The following is a 16,902-nucleotide window of genomic DNA, read 5'->3' as shown; positions in this document are numbered from 1 at the left end:
AGTTTCAATCCACGCACCCGTGAGGGTGCGACCGTCTCGAGTATGAGGCAATCACCAAGGCAGTAGAGTTTCAATCCACGCACCCGTGAGGGTGCGACTGCCCCAGCATAAGTGCAGAGACGCGTTGGAGGAAAAGCGGCATTCGCGCGAACCGGCGCCGAGGAGGTGCCGCGCGACCGTGTCGATGTCGGTGTCCAGCGCGGATGGCGAGCGCTTTCCTTCTGCATCAATGGCTTGCGAAATGCGCGAACATCCCCGGGATGTGCCGGTCGCTTGCGGTTCGCGTCAGAAGATCAGCGGCCCCTTGAGGTCCAGGCTGGGTTTGGCGCCGACGTGTTCGACGCGGGCTTCCCACTTGGCGCCAAGATGGTAGAAGCGCAGGCTGTCGATGCCGGGATCGATCAGGTCGCACAGGCGCTGCCGAAGTTCGGCCCATTGCGCGGGGTCGACTTCGATCTCGAAGACCGAGAACTGGACACGCTGCCCACGGTCTCTGCAGGCCTTGGCGACCTTGCGCAGGCGCTTCTCGCCGCCAGGGGAGCTGGTGCTGACATCGTAGCTGACCAAGACCATCATGCGGCGCGTGTCCCTGTTATTTCCAGAAGAAGGCGGGGTAGCCGTCCAGGTCGCCCCGCAAGTGCCGGGCCAGCAACTGCGCCTGCACGAAGGGCAGCAGGCCGATCTCCACCTTCTCGCCGAGGAAGGCGTGGTGCAGTTGTTCGCGCTTGCGTTCCTGGTAGGCCACCAGCACGGTCTTGCGGGCATCGTCCTTCAGCAGAACCGCGCCGTTGTCGAACACCTGGAAGTCGCGTGCATGCAGCTGCCGGCGGTTGATCAGCGACAGCGCCAGGCGTTCGCCCAGGAGCGGGCGGAACTCTTCGGCCAGGTCCAGTGCCAGGCTGGGACGTCCGGGGCGGTCCCGGTGCAGGAAGCCCACCGCCGGGTCCAGGCCCACGGTTTCCAGGGCCGAGCGGCAATCGTGGGTGAGCAGTGTGTAGAGGAACGAGAGCAGGGCGTTGAAGGCGTCGCGTGGTGGACGCCGGTTGCGGCCGCCGAAGCGCAGCAACGGGTGTTCGGCGCGCACGAGTTGGCCGAACACGCCGAAATACGCTTGCGCCGCTTCACCCTCCAGGCCGCGCAGGATGTCCACGTCGGTCTCGACGAGCACGCGTTGCGGAATGCGCTTGAGCCGCTTCAACGCATGCTGGAATGCCGCGGTGTCGGTCAGCCGGTCGCCGTGGTCGCGCCAGCCGCGCGCCAGGACGGCGCGCTGGTTGTGGATCTTGCCTGCCAGCAGGTGACGGACGATGGCGGCGCAGCCGGCGGGGTCGTCGCTGCGCCGGTACTGCGCGCGACGCAGCAGCACGTTGCCGGAGACCGGCCCTTCGACCCGCGCCAGGAAACGGCCCTGCGGCGTCAGGTAGCAGATGCTGATGCCCTGTTCGGCGCAGAAGCCCAGCAACTGCGGGGAGACGGCGACGCGACCGATGCAGACCAGGCTCTCCAGCATGTGCACGGGCAGGCGGGCGCGCTCCTGCCGCTCGACCTCCAGGACCACGTTGGCGCCATCCTTGCGCAGCCAGGCGCCGTCGGTGGTGGCGTACAGCGTATTGAGTTGGCGGCGCATGGTCAGTCCTCCTCGGCATCGAGTTGGTCGTGCACCCAGTGCGCGACGCTGCCGCGGTCGAGCAGGCGCGGCTGGCACAGGTCGATCAGGGAGCAGGCATCGCAGCGCTTGGCGTCGTAGCGTGCGGCAGGGGTCAGGCCAGCGCGTAGCAGTGCGCGGGTTGCGGCGATGGTGCGCAGCGTGAGGTCGCGTAAAGCCGTGTCGAAGTCCACTTCCTTGCGCCGGCGCGTCTGCCCGTAGAACAGTGCACCGGCCGGCACCGCGCGTCCCAGCATGTGCTCCAGGCACAGCGCCTGCGCGCACAGTTGCACTTCGTCGGCGCGATGCGCCTTGGGGCGCCCGCGCTTGTACTCGACGGGGAAGGCGACGTCGGCGTCGCCGTTGGGGTGGAACTCCACCACGTCGGCCTTGCCGGTGATGCCCAGCTCCAGCGCCAGCAGCGGCATCGCGGTCACGGTGCGCACGCCGCGCCGGCGTTCGGCCTGTGGCGCATCGGCGCGCTGGTGCAGCAGGCGTCCCTCGGCCGTCTGCCGGTTCTCCGCCCATTGCTGCTCCACATGGATGAGCGCGCACTGCCGCGGGCAGTACAGGTAGTGCTGCAGGGCGGAGAGCGGGATCAGGTCGGCATCGTCCATGTCCCGCTCCCGTTTGCCTCAGAACAGATCCGTCACGCTGACGCCGGCCGGCAGGTCGCGGTCGATCGTGACCCGGTAATCGGCGAAACTGCGTGCCGGGCCGGCATCGCTGTCGGCGACGCGTTCGACCTTCACCTTGTCGAACAGCACGTGCGCCGGCGCGTTGCCCATCGGGTGCTCGTGCTTGAACACGATCAGCTTGCGCGCCGACATCTCGCCGCGCGCGGCGGAGCGGTCGTGCTCGAACAGGTTGGTCAGGGCCCGCCACAGCAGTTGCAGGTCGTCCTCGGAGAAGCCGGTGCGCTCTGCCAGCTTGGCGGAGACGAAGCCGTGCGCGCGGTACAGACCATAGGGCAGGATGTGCTTGCGGCCCATGGTGCGTTCCTTTTCCAGGTCCTTCTCGTTGGTCACCGCCACGCGGGTGATCGACACTTCCAGCGGCAGCACCGGTTCCACCGAGCTGGCGAAGGCCAGTTGCACTGGGCCGCGGACCTGCCCGGAATTGACCTCGGTGGTCATCACCGCGCCGAAGGTGCGCACGTCGAAGAAGTTCTTGCACATCCAGGCCGTCAGTTCGCGCGCCTTGGCTTCGTCCTTGGGCAGCTTCTTGGCTTCCGGTTCGATCTTCAGTGCGGCGTAGGCTTGCTTGTGCTGATTGTTCAGCACCGACTTCTCCTGCATGTAGATCGCATGGCCGGGCTGACCTTCCTGCTCAAGCGCGACGTAGTTGCGGATCTTGCGCTTGAGGGCCACGTCGGTGACCAGGCCGCGGTTGGTCTCAGGATCCAGGCGCGGCAGGTTGCCGGCGTCGGGGTCGCCATTGGGATTGCCGTTGGTGACGTCGAACAGGTAGACGAATTCGTAGCGGTTGGCGATGGCGCTCATGCGGTCTCTCCTTCGGAAGCGGTGTCGGGGGCGTCCTGGCCGTCGTTGCGGGCGAAGCGCGCCTGGGTCTGGTGGTAATAGCCGATCGCGAAGCGGCCTTGTTCCTGGATCGGCAGGCTGCGCGGGAAGCTGGGCGGCAGCGCATCGACGATCTGGCCGATCTCCTTTTCCAGATTCACGGCCAGGCCGGTTTTTTCCTTGCGCAGCTTGCCGAAGTGGTTCTGCGCGCTACGCAGCAGCACCGGGAAGATGCTTGCCGGGGTGGCCGATGCGGCGCCGTAGTAGCGATCGCGGATGGTGGCGTTGATGCGGTCGCCCAGCGCGGCGCGCTGCAGGTTCTCCAGCGACGCGAACAGCCGCCCCAGCAGGTAGCCGGGGTCGGTATTGCCTGTGTCGAGACTCATGGGTGGTTCCTTGTGGTCGGTGGACAGTCCTTGTTGCGTGTTCAAGCGCGCCGCGCGTGCCAGCACCGCCCGGCACAGTGCGATGCGCAATGGGGTCAGTTGCCCGTCGGCACGGAAGCGCATCACCACGCTGCCGAGCAGGCTCTGCGGATAGCGACCGCCGGTGAGGATCGCCCGGCTAAGTTCGCCCGCCAGCAACGGCGAGACGTCCTCGGCCTTGGGCTTGCCGTGTTCGCCGTAGACCGGGGCGGTCTGCAGGGCAAGGTAGGACGGCGTGGGCGCGCGCTTCCAGGCCGGTGGCACGAGCGTGAGGTCGTCGTAGTGGTCGGCCAAGCGCTTGGCGAACCCCGCCAGCGTTTGCGTTTCCCAGAAACGGATCGACAGGCGCGAGGCGTTCGGCGCCAGTCCGAGCACGAAGATGTGCGCCTCGTCGTCCAGGGTCTCGTCCAGATCGCGCAGCGGCCGCGCCTGCCGCACTTGCTTCAGGATCAGTTCGAGGCGCCGGGTGGCGCGACCGTCGGCGATGGCGGGATCGTCGGCATCGCTGCCGCACATGAACTCGGCGAAGACGTCCTCGGCGTTCTTCGCTTGTGCCGGGGTGCCGGCCTGCGCCCAGAACACCACGGTGGTATCGCCGATCTGCACGCGCTGGCGATTGTGCGCGTCGCGGCGCAGCAGATGGTTGAGCGCCGTGGTGTAGGCGGAGGCGGCCTGTTCGGAGATCGGTGCGTTCTCGCCCTGGCGCTTGCCGTAGGAGGTGAAGGCATCGAGATTGAACGAGACGATGGATGCGCCGGAACTCTGTGCGCCGTTCACGCCCTTGATGGCCGGATGCAGCCGGGCCAGTGGCGCCCGCTTGCCGCTGACCAGGCAGACGCCCTGTTCGCCGTCGGTACCTTGGCCTTGCTGCCGGTCCCAGGCCGCACGCGCGGCGGCACGTTCATGCAGATGGCCGACATCGCCCTCCAGCCGGAACACCAGGTTGGCGTCCAGCAGCGCCTCGCCGTGCGGGGCGAACGCCGGGTGGTTGGCGTACTGCGTGGGTGTCCAGGCCGCCAGAAACGCCAGCAGCGCCTGCAGGCCAGGATCCCCGGTGCCAGCCAGCGCCTGCTGATGCAATGCCTTGAACGCGGCATGCTCCTGTTCGCTGCGCTTGCTGGTGGCGCTCACGCCGAGCACGTAGCTGGTCTTGTCCCACAGGAAGTTGGACTTGATTCCCGCGGTGCGCTTTTCCGGCTGCGGGACGCGCATGGCCTTGGCGAGACGCTTCTTGCCCTCGACGCGGTGTTCGTCCTCGACCGAAACGACGCTGCCGTCGGCGGCCAGCACCACGGTGTAGCCGATGTTCTGCTGGCTGTAGCCGGGTGCGGCGATCCCCGAGGCAGGGTCGTTGAGCAGGCGCTGGTAGTAGTCGGCGAGGGCAGACAGGATCATGCGCACACCCCGCCGTCGTGGGGCGGCGGGACCGCGACCTGGCCATCGACCATCCGCGCGCGGAAGAAGCGCGGCGTCATGCCGTTGGCGAAGTCGATGTCGTGCAGCATCCAGCCCAGGTCGCGTTCTCCGGACAAACCCGGATCGCTGGCCGGCGACGGGTCGTCGTCGCCGAGCAGGGCGAAGCTGGCGGGAAACTCGCGGGTACCCAGGCAGGGCGCCTGGAAGCACTGCCCGCGCCGCGCGCGGCGGTTGAAGATGTCCAGATGCTTGCCGACGTTGTCGTCGGGGCCGGCCTTGTCGGTCAACTCGAAATGCGCGGCGATCACGTAGCCGACGTCGCGCAGCAGCGTGGCCGCACGTTGCTGGCGGTCCTCCTCCACGTAATTGACCAGGCCATTGGTGCGCCCGGCGTTGATCGCCTTGCCGACGCTGGCGGCGGACAACTTGCCGCCGACCTCGTTGCGGCGGATCGATTCGAAGCGGATCGGCTTGAGCACCTGGATGCCGTCGATCACCCAGCGGATCGCCGGTTTCCAGTGGATTGCTTCGAGAATCCCGCGTGCGGCCGAGGGCGTGATGATGTCGTAGGACACCCGCTCGACCTTCATTTCCGGGCGCGTGAACAACGCCCGCTCGCCCCAGACATGGAGCTTGATTCCGTAACTCATCCTTGTCTCCCTTCGCCTACATGCGGTGTTTTCACGGTTGCGGCATGCTCATTTTCAGAAGTTGAGGCGCGTTCAATGCTTCGATCCATCAAAGACACAGGCTCTCCGGGTCCAGGAACTGCGGGTCCTCCCAATGCAACCCGAACCGCGCGTCGTACAGGCGCGGGTTGCACAGGCGCATGAACTGCTCGCCGTAGCGATCGGGTGCAATGGGAGCGATTGCCGAGGCCTGCCAGAGCGCCTTGTAGGCCTGCTCGGGCACCTGCACCAGCCACGGTTGCAGGCGGCGGGCGGCGCCGGCTACGCCGATCCGCCCGGCGTGTTCCAGTTGCCGCAGCACCTCTTTGACGTCGGCCACTTCGCGTTCCGCGGCGCTCTTGTCGGCCGTGTACGGCGCATACGGCACGATCAGCGGGCGCATGTTGGTCTGGATCACTTTGAATTTCTGCGCCAGCGTGTCGAAGGGCAGGTCGTCGAGGCCGGCGGCGCGCAGTTGGGTCAGGATCGCCGTGTTGTCCAACAGTTCGTCGCCCAGGCGCCGATACAGCGCCTTGAAGTAGGCATGGAGCGCATCCATCGCCAGCAGGTCGTCGCGATGGGCGCGCTCGACCTCGCGGAAGACCTCGGTGAACACCTTCAGTTCCTGCGGCGGCTGCCACTGCACAGGGGCGAACACCAGTACCTCGCTGGCATCGGTCGGATGCCGGCCTTCGCGGTTGCAACGTCCTGCCGCTTGCGCCACCGAATCCAGGCCGGCTTCCGCGCGCAGAACGGTCGGAAAGTCGACGTCCACGCCTGCTTCGATCAGGCTGGTCGCGACCAGCCGGCACGGCCTGCTCGCTTTCAGGTCATCGCGTATCTGCGCCAATGCCACACTGCGATGCCGCGCGTGCATCAGCGTGGTCAGGTGGCGTGCGCCGGGCTGTTCGGCGATGGCGTCGAACAGAGCGCGGGCATGGCGACGATTGTTGACGATGCACAGGACCTGCGCGCGTTGCCGCAACTGTTCGCCCAGCGCGTCGTCTTCCAGCGTGCCGACATGGCGCACTCGCACGCGGCGCAACTGCGCATACAGCGTCTCCGGGTCCGCCACCAGTTCCTCGACCTGTTCCAGTCCGTCGGGGAAGCCCTGGTCCTGGCGCAGCGCGGGCTGGGTGGCGGTGCACAGCACCGGGCTGACCCGGTAGTTGCGGGCCAACTCGTCCAGCAGCGCGACACACGGACGCAGCAGTTTCTGCGGAAGCGTCTGCGCTTCGTCCAGGATCACCACGCTGCCGGCGATGTTGTGCAGTTTGCGGCAGCGCGCGGGGCGGTCGGCGAACAGGCTCTCGAAGAACTGCACCGAGGTGGTGACCACGATCGGCGCATCCCAGTTCTCCATCGCCAGCTTGCGCTTGTCGATCGATTGCAGTTCCTTGGACGGATCGTCGAAGAACGCGCTGTGATGTTCCAGCACCACGTCGTCGCGGTCGCGGACGTCGAGTGCGTTGCGAAACACCGCGGCGGTCTGATCGACGATGCTGGTGAACGGAATCACGTAGATCACCCGGCGCAAGCCGTGCGCGATGGCGTGATCCAGTGCGAACGCCAGCGAAGCCAGGGTCTTGCCGCCGCCGGTCGGCACGGTGAGCGAGAACAGGCCGGGACGCGCGTGCGCCCTGGCCCGCGCGTCGCGCAGGATCCTGGTGCGGATCGGGTTGATGCCGCCTTCGGTGGGAAAGCCGGCCAGATGACGGTCCAGCCGTTCCCGCAACTGCAGCAGCGTCGGTCGCGTGCCGGTCTCCTCGGCGCGTGTCTTGCGTCCTTCCACACGCCGGTAGAAGTCGTCGGTATCGACGAAATCGGCATCGACTAGGCAGGAGAACAGCATGCGCGCGAGGACCGTCATCTGGAACGCCCGGCGCTCTGTGCGAGGGTGGCCGCTGAATGCTGTCGGGAATTCGAGCTTGGCGGGCAGCACGCTCTCGCGCTCCCAGTCCGGCAGCAACGGCGGCAGCGCGTGCGCGAGGTACTCGTCCGAAAGCCGTTCGCGCAGCGAGGAGCGGGATGTCAGATCGTCGCGCTGTCCATCTGCCAGCCCCGCATGATGTCCGGCGATGCCGTAGGCCAGCAGCGTGCCGCCATTGCCGTACAGCTCGCAGGCCTTCCGCGCGCCCCAGGTCGCATGGTCCACCCTGGACGGGTCGCCATTCAGGCGCGCCTGGAATTTTTCGGTGTACTTGCCAAGATCGTGCAGTTGCCCGGCGACGCGTGCCATCGTCTGCCCGCCGAATGCGGCGGCGTAGCCTGCGGCGCGCTCGCCGACACCATTCAAATGCTCGGCCAGCCTTTGCCAGTCGTGACGATCCCGGCGCTCGGTCGAGTGCGCGTAGAAATCCATGTTGTCCCCCTGTTCCATGTCCTATGGAAACGCATCGGCTTGGCCGGTGCCGTGCCGAGCATACGCCGCTCGCGCCGAGGCGGTGGAGACAAAATCGCCGGATAGCCGGTGCTGCCTCGGGAAGGCGCATGAATCGCACTGGTGGGCCGCAAGACCCCGCGCTTTGCCCGCAGCCGGCAGACACGCGACAATGGAAGGCCGATGTCCGGCGGTTGGCGGCATCGCGAACCTACAAGAAAACATACGCCGCCGTACTGTCGGTGCTGCCTATTTCCCCCTGCCAGAGGTCATCCGTCGCGTCATGTCGAATACGCCCAAGATCCTGTACACGCTCACCGATGAAGCCCCGTACCTGGCGACGCAGTCGCTGCTGCCGATCGTCGCCGCGTTCGCCGGCACTGCCGGCATCGCCGTTGAGACCCGCGACATCTCGCTGGCTGGCCGCCTGATTTCGCAGTTCCCCGAATACCTGCGCGAGGACCAGCGCATCGCCGACGACCTGGCCGAGCTGGGCCAGCTGGCGACCACGCCGGAAGCCAACATCATCAAGCTGCCCAACATCAGCGCCTCGGTGCCGCAGCTCAAGGCCGCGATCAAGGAACTGCAGCAGCAGGGCTATGCGCTGCCGGACTACGTGGACGAGCCGAAGGACGAGAAAGAGAAAGAAGCAAAGGCGCGCTACGACAAGGTCAAGGGCAGCGCGGTCAATCCGGTGCTGCGCGAGGGCAATTCCGATCGCCGCGCGCCGGCCTCGGTGAAGAACTACGCACGCAAGCACCCGCACCGCATGGGCGCATGGAGCGCCGAGTCCAAGTCGCACGTGGCGCACATGGACGCCGGCGATTTCTACGGCAGCGAGCGCTCGGCGCTGATCGGACAGGCCGGCAGCGTCAGGATCGAGCTGGTCGGCAAGGACGGCGCGGTGACCGTGCTGAAGGAAAAGACCGCGGTGCAGGCCGGCGAGCTGATCGACGCGGCGGTGATGAGCAAGCGTGCGCTGGCTGCCTTCGTGCAGGCGCAGATCGCCGATGCCAAGCAGCAGGGCGTGCTGTTCTCGCTGCACCTGAAGGCGACGATGATGAAGGTCTCCGACCCGATCATGTTCGGCGTGGTCGTCGAAGCGTTCTACCGCGACGTGCTGGACAAGCATGCCGCCACGCTCAAGCAGGTGGGCTTCGATGCCAACAACGGCATCGGCGACCTGTACGCGCGCATCGCCAGCCTGCCGGAGGCGCAGCGTGCGCCGATCGAGGCCGACCTGCAGGCGCTGTACGCGCAGCGTCCGGCGCTGGCGATGGTCAACTCCGACAAGGGCATCACCAACCTGCACGTGCCCAGCGACGTGATCGTCGATGCGTCGATGCCGGCGATGATCCGCGACTCCGGCAAGATGTGGAACGCCGAGGGCAAGCTGCAGGACACCAAGGCGGTGATCCCGGACCGCTGCTACGCCGGCGTGTACCAGGCGGTGATCGAGGACTGCAAGCTGCACGGCGCATTCGACCCGGCGACCATGGGCAGCGTGCCCAACGTCGGCCTGATGGCGCAGAAGGCCGAGGAATACGGTTCGCACGACAAGACCTTCCAGATCCCGGTCGACGGCACCGTGCGCGTCACCGATGCCGGCGGCACGGTGCTGCTGGAGCATGCGGTGGAAGCCGGCGACATCTGGCGCATGTGCCAGACCAAGGACGCGCCGATCCAGGACTGGGTCAAGCTGGCGGTCGAGCGCGCGCGCCTGAGCGCCACCCCGGCGGTGTTCTGGCTGGATCCGCAGCGCGCCCACGATGCGCTGATGATCCGGAAGGTGGAGCGCTACCTGCAGGATCACGACCTCACCGGCCTGGACATCCGCATCCTGCCGCCGGTGGAAGCCACCGCGTTCTCGCTGCAGCGCATCCGCAAGGGCGAGGACACCATCTCGGTCACCGGCAATGTGCTGCGCGACTACCTCACCGACCTGTTCCCGATCATGGAGCTGGGCACCAGCGCCAAGATGCTGTCGATCGTGCCGCTGATGGCCGGCGGCGGCCTGTTCGAGACCGGTGCCGGCGGTTCGGCGCCCAAGCACGTGCAACAGTTCGTCGAAGAGAACTACCTGCGCTGGGATTCGCTGGGCGAGTTCCTGGCGCTGGCGGCGTCGCTGGAGCACCTGGGCCAGCGTCACCACAACGCCGCCATCGGCGTGCTGGCGCGCACCCTGGACCAGGCCAACGGCCAGTTCCTGGACAACGACAAGTCGCCCTCGCGCAAGGTCGGCGGGCTGGACAACCGCGGTAGCCACTTCTACCTCGCCATGTACTGGGCGCAGGCGCTGGCCGCGCAGGACGAGGACACCGCGTTGAAGGCGCGCTTCGCCCCGCTGGCCAAGCAGCTGACCGAGCAGGAAGCGACCATCGTCGCCGAGCTCAACGGTGTGCAGGGCCAGCCGGTCGACATCCAGGGCTATTACCGTCCGAACCTGGAACTGGTCGGCAAGGCGATGCGGCCGAGCAAGACCCTCAACGACGCCCTGGCGACGTTGAACGCCTGATCGCCCGAACTGGCTGTGACGCAAGGGCCGCCCCTCGGGGCGGCCCTTTGCGTTTCCGGCGCAGGAAGCGTCCGGTAGGAGCAGCTTCAGCCGCGACAGGGCGTTCCCGGTACGGCCGGTCGCGGCTGAAGCCGCTTCTACGGCCGACCTGCGTCCGGCTCGATCCTGGCGAAGCAGGTCGCTGGATGTGCGCACGAGGCGGAGCGTGGCAGGGTGCCCGACACCCGCGCGACGCCGCCACCTGGGTACACTGCGGCCATGTCCTCCACGCCGCTGCCGCTGCCGTCCGAACGCCGTGCCCTGGTCATCGGCCGCATCGTCTTCGAGGCGTTCGAGGACTACCACGCGCGTTTCGCGCAGATCTCCTCGCGTGCGCGCCAGCGCTTCGAGGCGCGCGACTGGAGCGCCGCGCGCGAAGATGCGATCGAACGCATCGCCCTGTACGACCAGTGCATCGCCGAGTGCATGCTGCGCCTGCGCGCGGTGTTGCTCGGCCAGGCACACGATCGTGCGCTGTGGATCCGCGCGCGCGACCACTACGCCGAGCTGATCGCCGCGCTGATCGACCAGGAACTGTACAAGACCTTCTACAACACCCTGACCCGGCGCTTCTTCCGCACCCAGGGCGTGGATGCGCAGATCGAGTTCGTGGCGCTGGACATCGAACCCACCGACGCCATCACCCACCCGGTGGCGCGGCACAACTACGTGGTGTCCGAGGCGCGGCCGGTGGACGCGTTCGTACGTGTGCTCGGCGACTACCGCTTCGATGTGCCGTACGCGCACCGCACGCGCTGCGCGGCGGCCATCGCAGTGCGGCTGCAGGACGACCTCGCCCACTGGGGCGAGAATCCGGTACGCGGCATCGAACTGCTGGAGACGGTGTTCTATCGCGAGCGTCGCGCCTACCTGATCGGCCGCGTGTTCGGCGAACACCGTTTCTCGCCGTGCGTGATCGCCCTGGTCAACGACGAACAGGGCCTGCGCGCCGAGGCGGTGCTGACCAAGCGCAACGACGTGGCGCAACTGTTCGGCATCTCGCGCAGCTATTTCCAGGCCGACCTGTCCACCGTCGGCGATGCGGTGGTGTTCCTGCGCAGCCTGCTGCCGCACAAGCCGATCGACGAGCTGTACACCATGCTCGGCCGCGCCAAGCAGGGCAAGACCGAGCGCTTCCGCACCTTCTTCCGCCACTTCCAGGCCCATCCCAACGAACAACTGGTGCACGCCGAGGGCACGCCGGGCATGGTCATGGCGGTGTTCACCCTGCCCAGCTATCCGCTGGTGTTCAAGCTGATCCGCGACCGTTTCGCCTACCCGAAGACGATGAGCCGCGAGGAAGTGGAGGAGAAGTACGCGCTGGTGTTCAACCTCGATCGCGTCGGCCGCCTGCTCGACGCGCAGCCGTACCGCTCGCTGCGCTTCCCGCGCACGCGTTTCGCGCCGGCGCTGCTGAAAGAGTTGATGGAGGGCTGCGCGCGCAGCCTGCGCGAGGACGGCGACGACCTGATCGTCGAGCTGTGCTACGTGCAGCGGCGCCTGCGCCCGTTGAACCTGTACCTGCGCGAGCAGGGCGCCGAGGCCGCGCGCGAGGCGGCGCTGGACTACGCGCAGGCGATCAAGGACATGGCCCGCAACAACATCTTCCCCGGCGACATGCTGCTGAAGAACTTCGGCGTGTCGCGGCAGGGCCGGGCAGTGTTCTACGACTACGACGAACTGTGCCTGGTCACCGACTGCAACTTCCGCGATTGGCCGCAGCCGCGCAACGAGGAAGAGGCGATGTCCGCCGAACCCTGGTTCCACGTCGCCCCGCGCGACGTGTTTCCGGAGCGCTTCGCGATGTTCATGGGTCTGCCCGCGGCTTCGCTGGAGGCAGTGCGCCACGCACACGGCGAGCTGTTCGATCCGCAGTGGTGGCGCGACCTGCAGGCGCGGCTGCGCGAGGACGACTATCCGGACGCGCCGCCGTACCCGGATGCGCTGCGCCTGGCCTGAGTTGCCGGCGGGCCGCCAGTGCGTTGTAATCGGCGCCTCATCTCAGGCAAAGGAATGCGCGATGCACCGTCGATCCCTCCGTTCGTGGTGGCGCTGGAGCGCCGTGCTGTCGCTGCTGCTGGCATCGACTGCCGTCGCCGCAGACGGAGTCGGCCCCGGCGCGGTGCGCAAGCAGATCGAAAGCAGCATGCTGGTGAGCGGCACCATCGACATCGAGCCCAGCGGCACGGTGTCGGCGCTGGCGCTGGACCAGCAGGAGCGTCTGCCCGAGGGCGTGGTTGGCTTCGTCCGCAACAGCGTGATGCAGTGGAAGTTCGAGCCGGGCATGCGCGATGGCAAACCGGTGCCGGCGCGCGCGCCGATGACCCTGCGACTGGTCGCCAAGCGCCTGCAGGGCGACGACTATCAGATCGAGATCCGCAGTGCCGACTTTACCCGCTACGATCCGAGCGATCACAGCGTGGTGACCGCGATTCAGATGAAGCCGCCAGCCTATCCGCAAGCGGCCTACAGCGTCGGTGCCGCGGGCTCGGCGTATCTGGTGCTCAAGGTGGGCCGCGATGGCCGCGTGGCCGATGCCGTTGTCGAGCAGGTCAATTTGCGCGTGGTGGCGTCCGAGCAGCAGATGCAGCAACTGCGCGAGGTGCTGGGCAAGAGCGCGCTCGGCGCGGCGCGCAAGTGGACCTTCCGCCCGCCGAGCGAAGGCAAGCACGTAGATGCGCCGTACTGGAACGTGCGCGTGCCAGTCGATTACGCGCTGCTCGACCAGCCCCGCCAGGGTGCGCCGTCGGCTTACGGCCGCTGGATGAGCTACGTGCCTGGCCCGCGCCAGCGCGCGCCGTGGAGTGCCGACGAGGATGCTGCCGGCTTCTCGCCGGACCTGCTGCCGGCCGGTGGCGTGTACATGGCCGGCAACGGCGGCCCGCGCCTGCTGACGCCGCTGCAAGGCGGTTGATCGGCGACCGTGTTCGCCCGGTCTTACAGGCCGGGCTGCCCCGCGTAGACCACCCGCCGACGTTAGGCTGTATCGACATTCAGCGGTATTTTTTTGGGATGTCGAAGACCAGCCCGTCGCGGCCCAGCCGCTATGAATTGACCCAGAGCCAATGGGAGCGGATCGAAGACTTGCTTCCAGGCAAAGCCAGTGACCCGGGCCGCACAGCAGCCGACAACCGGACTTTCGTCAATGGCGTGCTGTGGGTGTTGCGCTCCGGCGCACGCTGGAGTGATCTGCCGCCGCGTTACGGGGCCTACAAAAGCGTGCACAAACGCTTTACCCGTTGGGCCGCCAAGGGCGTCTGGGAGCGGATTTTCCAGAGCCTGACTCGGGCTCGAGACAACGAGTACCTGATGATTGATAGCAGCATCGTCCGGGCGCATGCACAGGCGGCGACCGGAAAAGGGGGGCTTCGGACTCGGCTCTGGGGCGCTCCCGAGGAGGCCTGAGCACAAAGATCCACTTGGCCGTGGATAGCCAGGGCCGGCCGGTGCGAGTCGTGCTGACAGGTGGGCAGCGTAACGACATCACGCAGGCGCGCGCCTTATTGGCCGGGTTCAAACCGAAATATGTGCTGGCCGACAAGGGCTATGACAGTCGGGAACTGGTGGCGTTGATCAGGTCACGAGGCGCCAAGGCGGTGATCCCTCCACGCAGTTGCCAGCGGCCGCGCCGCTACGACAAAGCACGCTACCGGTTACGCAATCGCATCGAACGTTGCTTCGCCAAGCTCAAGCAGTTCCGCCGTATCGCCACGCGCTTCGATCGCAAGCCAACGCATTTCTTGGCTTTCCTGTATCTGGCCTCTATCCCAATGTGGCTGAAATGAATGTCGATACAGCCTAGCGTGCCGCGCGGCGATCGCCGTCGCGGCGCCGGGTCGAGACGACCAGCACCGCCAGCAACAGCGCGGCCAGCAGCAGCGACGCACCGACCGTACCCAGGTCCAGCCCGCCTTTGCCGGCCGGCTTGCTCAGCAGGTCGCCGAGGGTGGCGCCGAACGGGCGGGTCAGCACGAACGCCGCCCAGAACAGCGCCGTGCGCGAGACCCGGGTGAACGCATAGGCCAGGGCGATCGCCGCCAGCAGCGCCGCGATCAGCAGCGCGCCGCCAGCGAAACCCAGCCCCGAACTGTCGGCCAGGTAATCGCCCAGCGCGGTGCCCAGGGTGTTGGAGACCAGGATCGCCAGCCAGTAGAAGACCTCGGCGCGGCCGCTGCCGATCCGCGCGACCGACAGGCTGCGTTCGCACAGCCACCAGGTCGCCAGCACTGCGACCAGCAAGCTCACCAGCAGCAGCGCGCCCTGCGCGTAGCCCAGGCCCAGGCTGCGGTCCATGTAGTCCGACAGCGTGGTGCCGGCGGTGCTGGTGGTCAGGATCACCCACCAGTAGCGCCACGGCTGGAATTGGCGCGCGCGCAGCTGCGCCCACAGCGAGGCCAGGAAGACCCCGAGCAGCAGCACGCTGCTCAGCGCATAGCCGACATCCAGGGTCATCGACAGCAGATCGCCGCCGGTCTCGCCCAGGGTGGTGGCGCAGATCTTCATTACCCAGAAGCCGAGGGTGACCGGGGCGACCTTGCTGACGGCGGTGTTGGCGGTGACGGGCATGGCGGCGGACGCGGCGGGGCGAATGCCGCCCATCTCACCCGCGCCCACGTCGAAAGACCGTCGGACCCTGCGCCAGCAAGACACTGGGCGACGCCGCGCTGCCGCCACAAACGCGAACGCCCCGCCGAAGCGGGGCGTTGCGGTCGAAGCGGCGCTGGACTCAGCGCTTCATCGAACCGAAGAACTCGTCGTTGGACTTGGTGTTCTTCATCTTGTCCAGCAGGAATTCCATCGCCGCGATCTCGTCCATCGGATGCAGCAGCTTGCGCAGGATCCAGATCTTCTGCAGCAGTTCCGGCTCGATCAGCAGGTCCTCGCGGCGGGTGCCGGAGCGGTTGATGTCGATGGCCGGGTACACGCGCTTCTCGGCGATACGGCGGTTCAGGTGCACTTCGCTGTTGCCGGTGCCCTTGAACTCTTCGTAGATCACCTCGTCCATCTTGCTGCCGGTCTCGACCAGCGCGGTGGCGATGATGGTCAGCGAGCCGCCTTCCTCGACGTTGCGCGCCGCGCCGAAGAAGCGCTTCGGGCGGTGCAGGGCGTTGGCGTCGACGCCGCCGCTGAGCACCTTGCCGGAGGACGGCACCACGTTGTTGTAGGCGCGGGCCAGGCGGGTGATCGAGTCGAGCAGGATCACCACGTCCTTCTTGTGTTCGACCAGGCGCTTGGCGCGCTCGATCACCATTTCGGCGACCTGCACGTGGCGCGCGGCCGGCTCGTCGAAGGTCGAGGAAATGACCTCGCCGCGCACGGTGCGCTGCATTTCGGTCACTTCTTCCGGGCGCTCGTCGATCAGCAGCACGATCAGGTGCACGTCCGGATGGTTGGTGGTGATCGCCGTGGCCACCTGCTGCATCAGCATGGTCTTGCCGGCCTTCGGCGGGGACACGATCAGCGCGCGCTGACCCTTGCCCTGCGGCGCCATCAGGTCGAGGATGCGGCCGGAGATGTCTTCCGAGGAACCGTTGCCGCGCTCCAGGGTGAAGCGCTTGCGCGGGAACAGCGCGGTCAGGTTCTCGAACAGGACCTTGTTCTTGCTCGCTTCTAGCGGCTCGCCGTTGATGGTGTCGACGATCGACAGCGCGAAGTAGCGCTCGCCGTCCTTCGGGAAGCGGATGCGACCGGACAGGTGGTCGCCGGTGCGCAGGTTGAAGCGGCGGATCTGGCTGGGCGAGATGTAGGTGTCGTCTGGGCCGGCCAGGTAGCTGGCCTCGGCCGCGCGCAGGAAGCCGAAGCCGTCCGGCAGGATTTCCAGCACGCCGTCGGCAGCCACGCCTTCGCCGTGGCGGGTCAGCACCTTCAGCAGGGCGAAGATCACGTCCTGCTTGCGCGCGCGGGCCACGCCGTCCTGGATGTTGAGCTGCTCGGCGATGTCCAGCAGTTTCTGCGCCGGCATCTTCTTCAGATCGCTCAGCGAATAGATCGGGAAGCCTTCCGGCACGCTGGCATGCGGGCGCGGCACGAACGGCTCGTTGCCGCCGTTGTCGCTGGGCAGGCCGTTGTCCTGGAAGCGGTCGCCGCCGCGCTGGTTGCGGTCGCGGTCGCGGCGATTGCGGAAGCGATCGCGGCGGTTGCCCTGCTGGTTGTTCTGGTTGTTCTGGTTCTGGTTGTTGAAGCGGTTGTTGTTGCCGCCGTCGCGCGGCTCACGGCCTTCGCGCGGCTCGCCGCCTTCGGACGCCTGGCCGCCGCCGCCCTGCTGGGCCGGCGCGTCGCCGCCGCCGTGGCTCT

13 protein-coding genes are annotated in these 16,902 nt (G+C 67.2%); 4 read left to right on the top strand and 9 right to left on the bottom strand.

Going from position 1 to position 16,902, the window contains the following annotated elements:
* Positions 1-285: 285 nt before the first annotated feature.
* The 7 genes from cas2 to D180_RS04080 all read right to left on the bottom strand — a co-directional run bounded on the left by cas2 (position 286) and on the right by D180_RS04080 (position 8,036).
* Entirely contained in the window at positions 286-576 is a 291-nt protein-coding gene (gene cas2 / locus D180_RS04110) for a CRISPR-associated endonuclease Cas2 (protein WP_017907380.1), read from the bottom strand.
* A 16-nt stretch (positions 577-592) separates the two neighbouring features.
* Positions 593-1,627: a type I-C CRISPR-associated endonuclease Cas1c gene (cas1c, locus tag D180_RS04105; RefSeq protein ID WP_017907379.1), complete on the bottom strand. Its 1,035-nt coding sequence runs from the start codon at positions 1,625-1,627 to the stop codon at positions 593-595.
* A gap of 2 nt (positions 1,628-1,629) precedes the next feature.
* The gene (gene cas4 / locus D180_RS04100; protein ID WP_017911790.1) at positions 1,630-2,262 is read right to left on the bottom strand and encodes a CRISPR-associated protein Cas4; all 633 of its coding nucleotides are present in this window, start codon (positions 2,260-2,262) and stop codon (positions 1,630-1,632) included.
* A gap of 18 nt (positions 2,263-2,280) precedes the next feature.
* Positions 2,281-3,147 (bottom strand): type I-C CRISPR-associated protein Cas7/Csd2, encoded by an 867-nt coding sequence (cas7c, locus tag D180_RS04095; RefSeq protein ID WP_017911789.1) that lies wholly within the window; start codon positions 3,145-3,147, stop codon positions 2,281-2,283.
* Positions 3,144-4,985 (bottom strand): type I-C CRISPR-associated protein Cas8c/Csd1, encoded by a 1,842-nt coding sequence (gene cas8c / locus D180_RS04090; protein WP_017911788.1) that lies wholly within the window; start codon positions 4,983-4,985, stop codon positions 3,144-3,146. Before cas8c ends, cas7c begins: the two co-directional genes overlap by 4 nt.
* Positions 4,982-5,656, bottom strand: a complete 675-nt coding sequence (cas5c, locus tag D180_RS04085) for a type I-C CRISPR-associated protein Cas5c (RefSeq protein WP_043090443.1) — start codon at positions 5,654-5,656, stop codon at positions 4,982-4,984. The genes cas8c and cas5c overlap by 4 nt, the downstream gene beginning before the upstream one ends.
* Before the next feature lie 88 nt (positions 5,657-5,744).
* Entirely contained in the window at positions 5,745-8,036 is a 2,292-nt protein-coding gene (locus D180_RS04080; protein WP_043090445.1) for a CRISPR-associated endonuclease Cas3'', read from the bottom strand.
* Between the two features lie 301 nt (positions 8,037-8,337).
* Here D180_RS04080 and D180_RS04075 point away from each other — a divergent pair, with 301 nt between their 5' ends.
* From D180_RS04075 to D180_RS22805, 4 genes are all read left to right on the top strand, one after another.
* Complete coding sequence (locus D180_RS04075) at positions 8,338-10,569, top strand: NADP-dependent isocitrate dehydrogenase (RefSeq protein WP_017911785.1); 2,232 nt, start codon at positions 8,338-8,340, stop codon at positions 10,567-10,569.
* A 258-nt stretch (positions 10,570-10,827) separates the two neighbouring features.
* Complete coding sequence (gene aceK, locus D180_RS04070; protein WP_017911784.1) at positions 10,828-12,567, top strand: bifunctional isocitrate dehydrogenase kinase/phosphatase; 1,740 nt, start codon at positions 10,828-10,830, stop codon at positions 12,565-12,567.
* Positions 12,568-12,628: 61 nt separating this feature from the next.
* Positions 12,629-13,522, top strand: a complete 894-nt coding sequence (locus D180_RS04065; protein ID WP_051064774.1) for an energy transducer TonB — start codon at positions 12,629-12,631, stop codon at positions 13,520-13,522.
* A gap of 98 nt (positions 13,523-13,620) precedes the next feature.
* A protein-coding gene (locus tag D180_RS22805) for an IS5 family transposase (RefSeq protein WP_087963547.1) occupies positions 13,621-14,393 on the top strand; the annotation gives its coding sequence in 2 pieces (ribosomal slippage) (positions 13,621-13,981 and positions 13,981-14,393; 774 coding nt in all).
* A gap of 13 nt (positions 14,394-14,406) precedes the next feature.
* Here D180_RS22805 and D180_RS04055 read toward each other — a convergent pair.
* Positions 14,407-15,207 carry a membrane protein gene (locus tag D180_RS04055; protein ID WP_017911781.1) on the bottom strand — a complete coding sequence of 267 codons (801 nt, stop codon included), beginning with the start codon at positions 15,205-15,207 and terminating at the stop codon, positions 14,407-14,409.
* A 127-nt stretch (positions 15,208-15,334) separates the two neighbouring features.
* Positions 15,335-16,902, bottom strand: a 1,568-nt coding sequence (gene rho, locus D180_RS04050) for a transcription termination factor Rho (RefSeq protein ID WP_017911780.1), incomplete at its 5' end; no start/stop codon positions are given.

It is taken from the genome of Xanthomonas sp. SHU 166, from assembly GCF_000364685.1.
Lineage (GTDB): Bacteria > Pseudomonadota > Gammaproteobacteria > Xanthomonadales > Xanthomonadaceae > Xanthomonas_A > Xanthomonas_A sontii.
This window is presented reverse-complemented; position numbering and strand designations above follow the sequence as displayed.

What these genes read in the sequence shown, in the direction of transcription:
- cas2 (WP_017907380.1), bottom strand. Translation starts at nt 576, where the DNA reads ATGATGGTCTTGGTCAGCTACGATGTCAGCACCAGCTCCCCTGGCGGC.
- cas1c (WP_017907379.1), bottom strand. Translation starts at nt 1,627, where the DNA reads ATGCGCCGCCAACTCAATACGCTGTACGCCACCACCGACGGCGCCTGG.
- cas4 (WP_017911790.1), bottom strand. Translation starts at nt 2,262, where the DNA reads ATGGACGATGCCGACCTGATCCCGCTCTCCGCCCTGCAGCACTACCTG.
- cas7c (WP_017911789.1), bottom strand. Translation starts at nt 3,147, where the DNA reads ATGAGCGCCATCGCCAACCGCTACGAATTCGTCTACCTGTTCGACGTC.
- cas8c (WP_017911788.1), bottom strand. Translation starts at nt 4,985, where the DNA reads ATGATCCTGTCTGCCCTCGCCGACTACTACCAGCGCCTGCTCAACGAC.
- cas5c (WP_043090443.1), bottom strand. Translation starts at nt 5,656, where the DNA reads ATGAGTTACGGAATCAAGCTCCATGTCTGGGGCGAGCGGGCGTTGTTC.
- D180_RS04080 (WP_043090445.1), bottom strand. Translation starts at nt 8,036, where the DNA reads ATGGATTTCTACGCGCACTCGACCGAGCGCCGGGATCGTCACGACTGG.
- D180_RS04075 (WP_017911785.1), top strand. Translation starts at nt 8,338, where the DNA reads ATGTCGAATACGCCCAAGATCCTGTACACGCTCACCGATGAAGCCCCG.
- aceK (WP_017911784.1), top strand. Translation starts at nt 10,828, where the DNA reads ATGTCCTCCACGCCGCTGCCGCTGCCGTCCGAACGCCGTGCCCTGGTC.
- D180_RS04065 (WP_051064774.1), top strand. Translation starts at nt 12,629, where the DNA reads ATGCACCGTCGATCCCTCCGTTCGTGGTGGCGCTGGAGCGCCGTGCTG.
- D180_RS04055 (WP_017911781.1), bottom strand. Translation starts at nt 15,207, where the DNA reads ATGGGCGGCATTCGCCCCGCCGCGTCCGCCGCCATGCCCGTCACCGCC.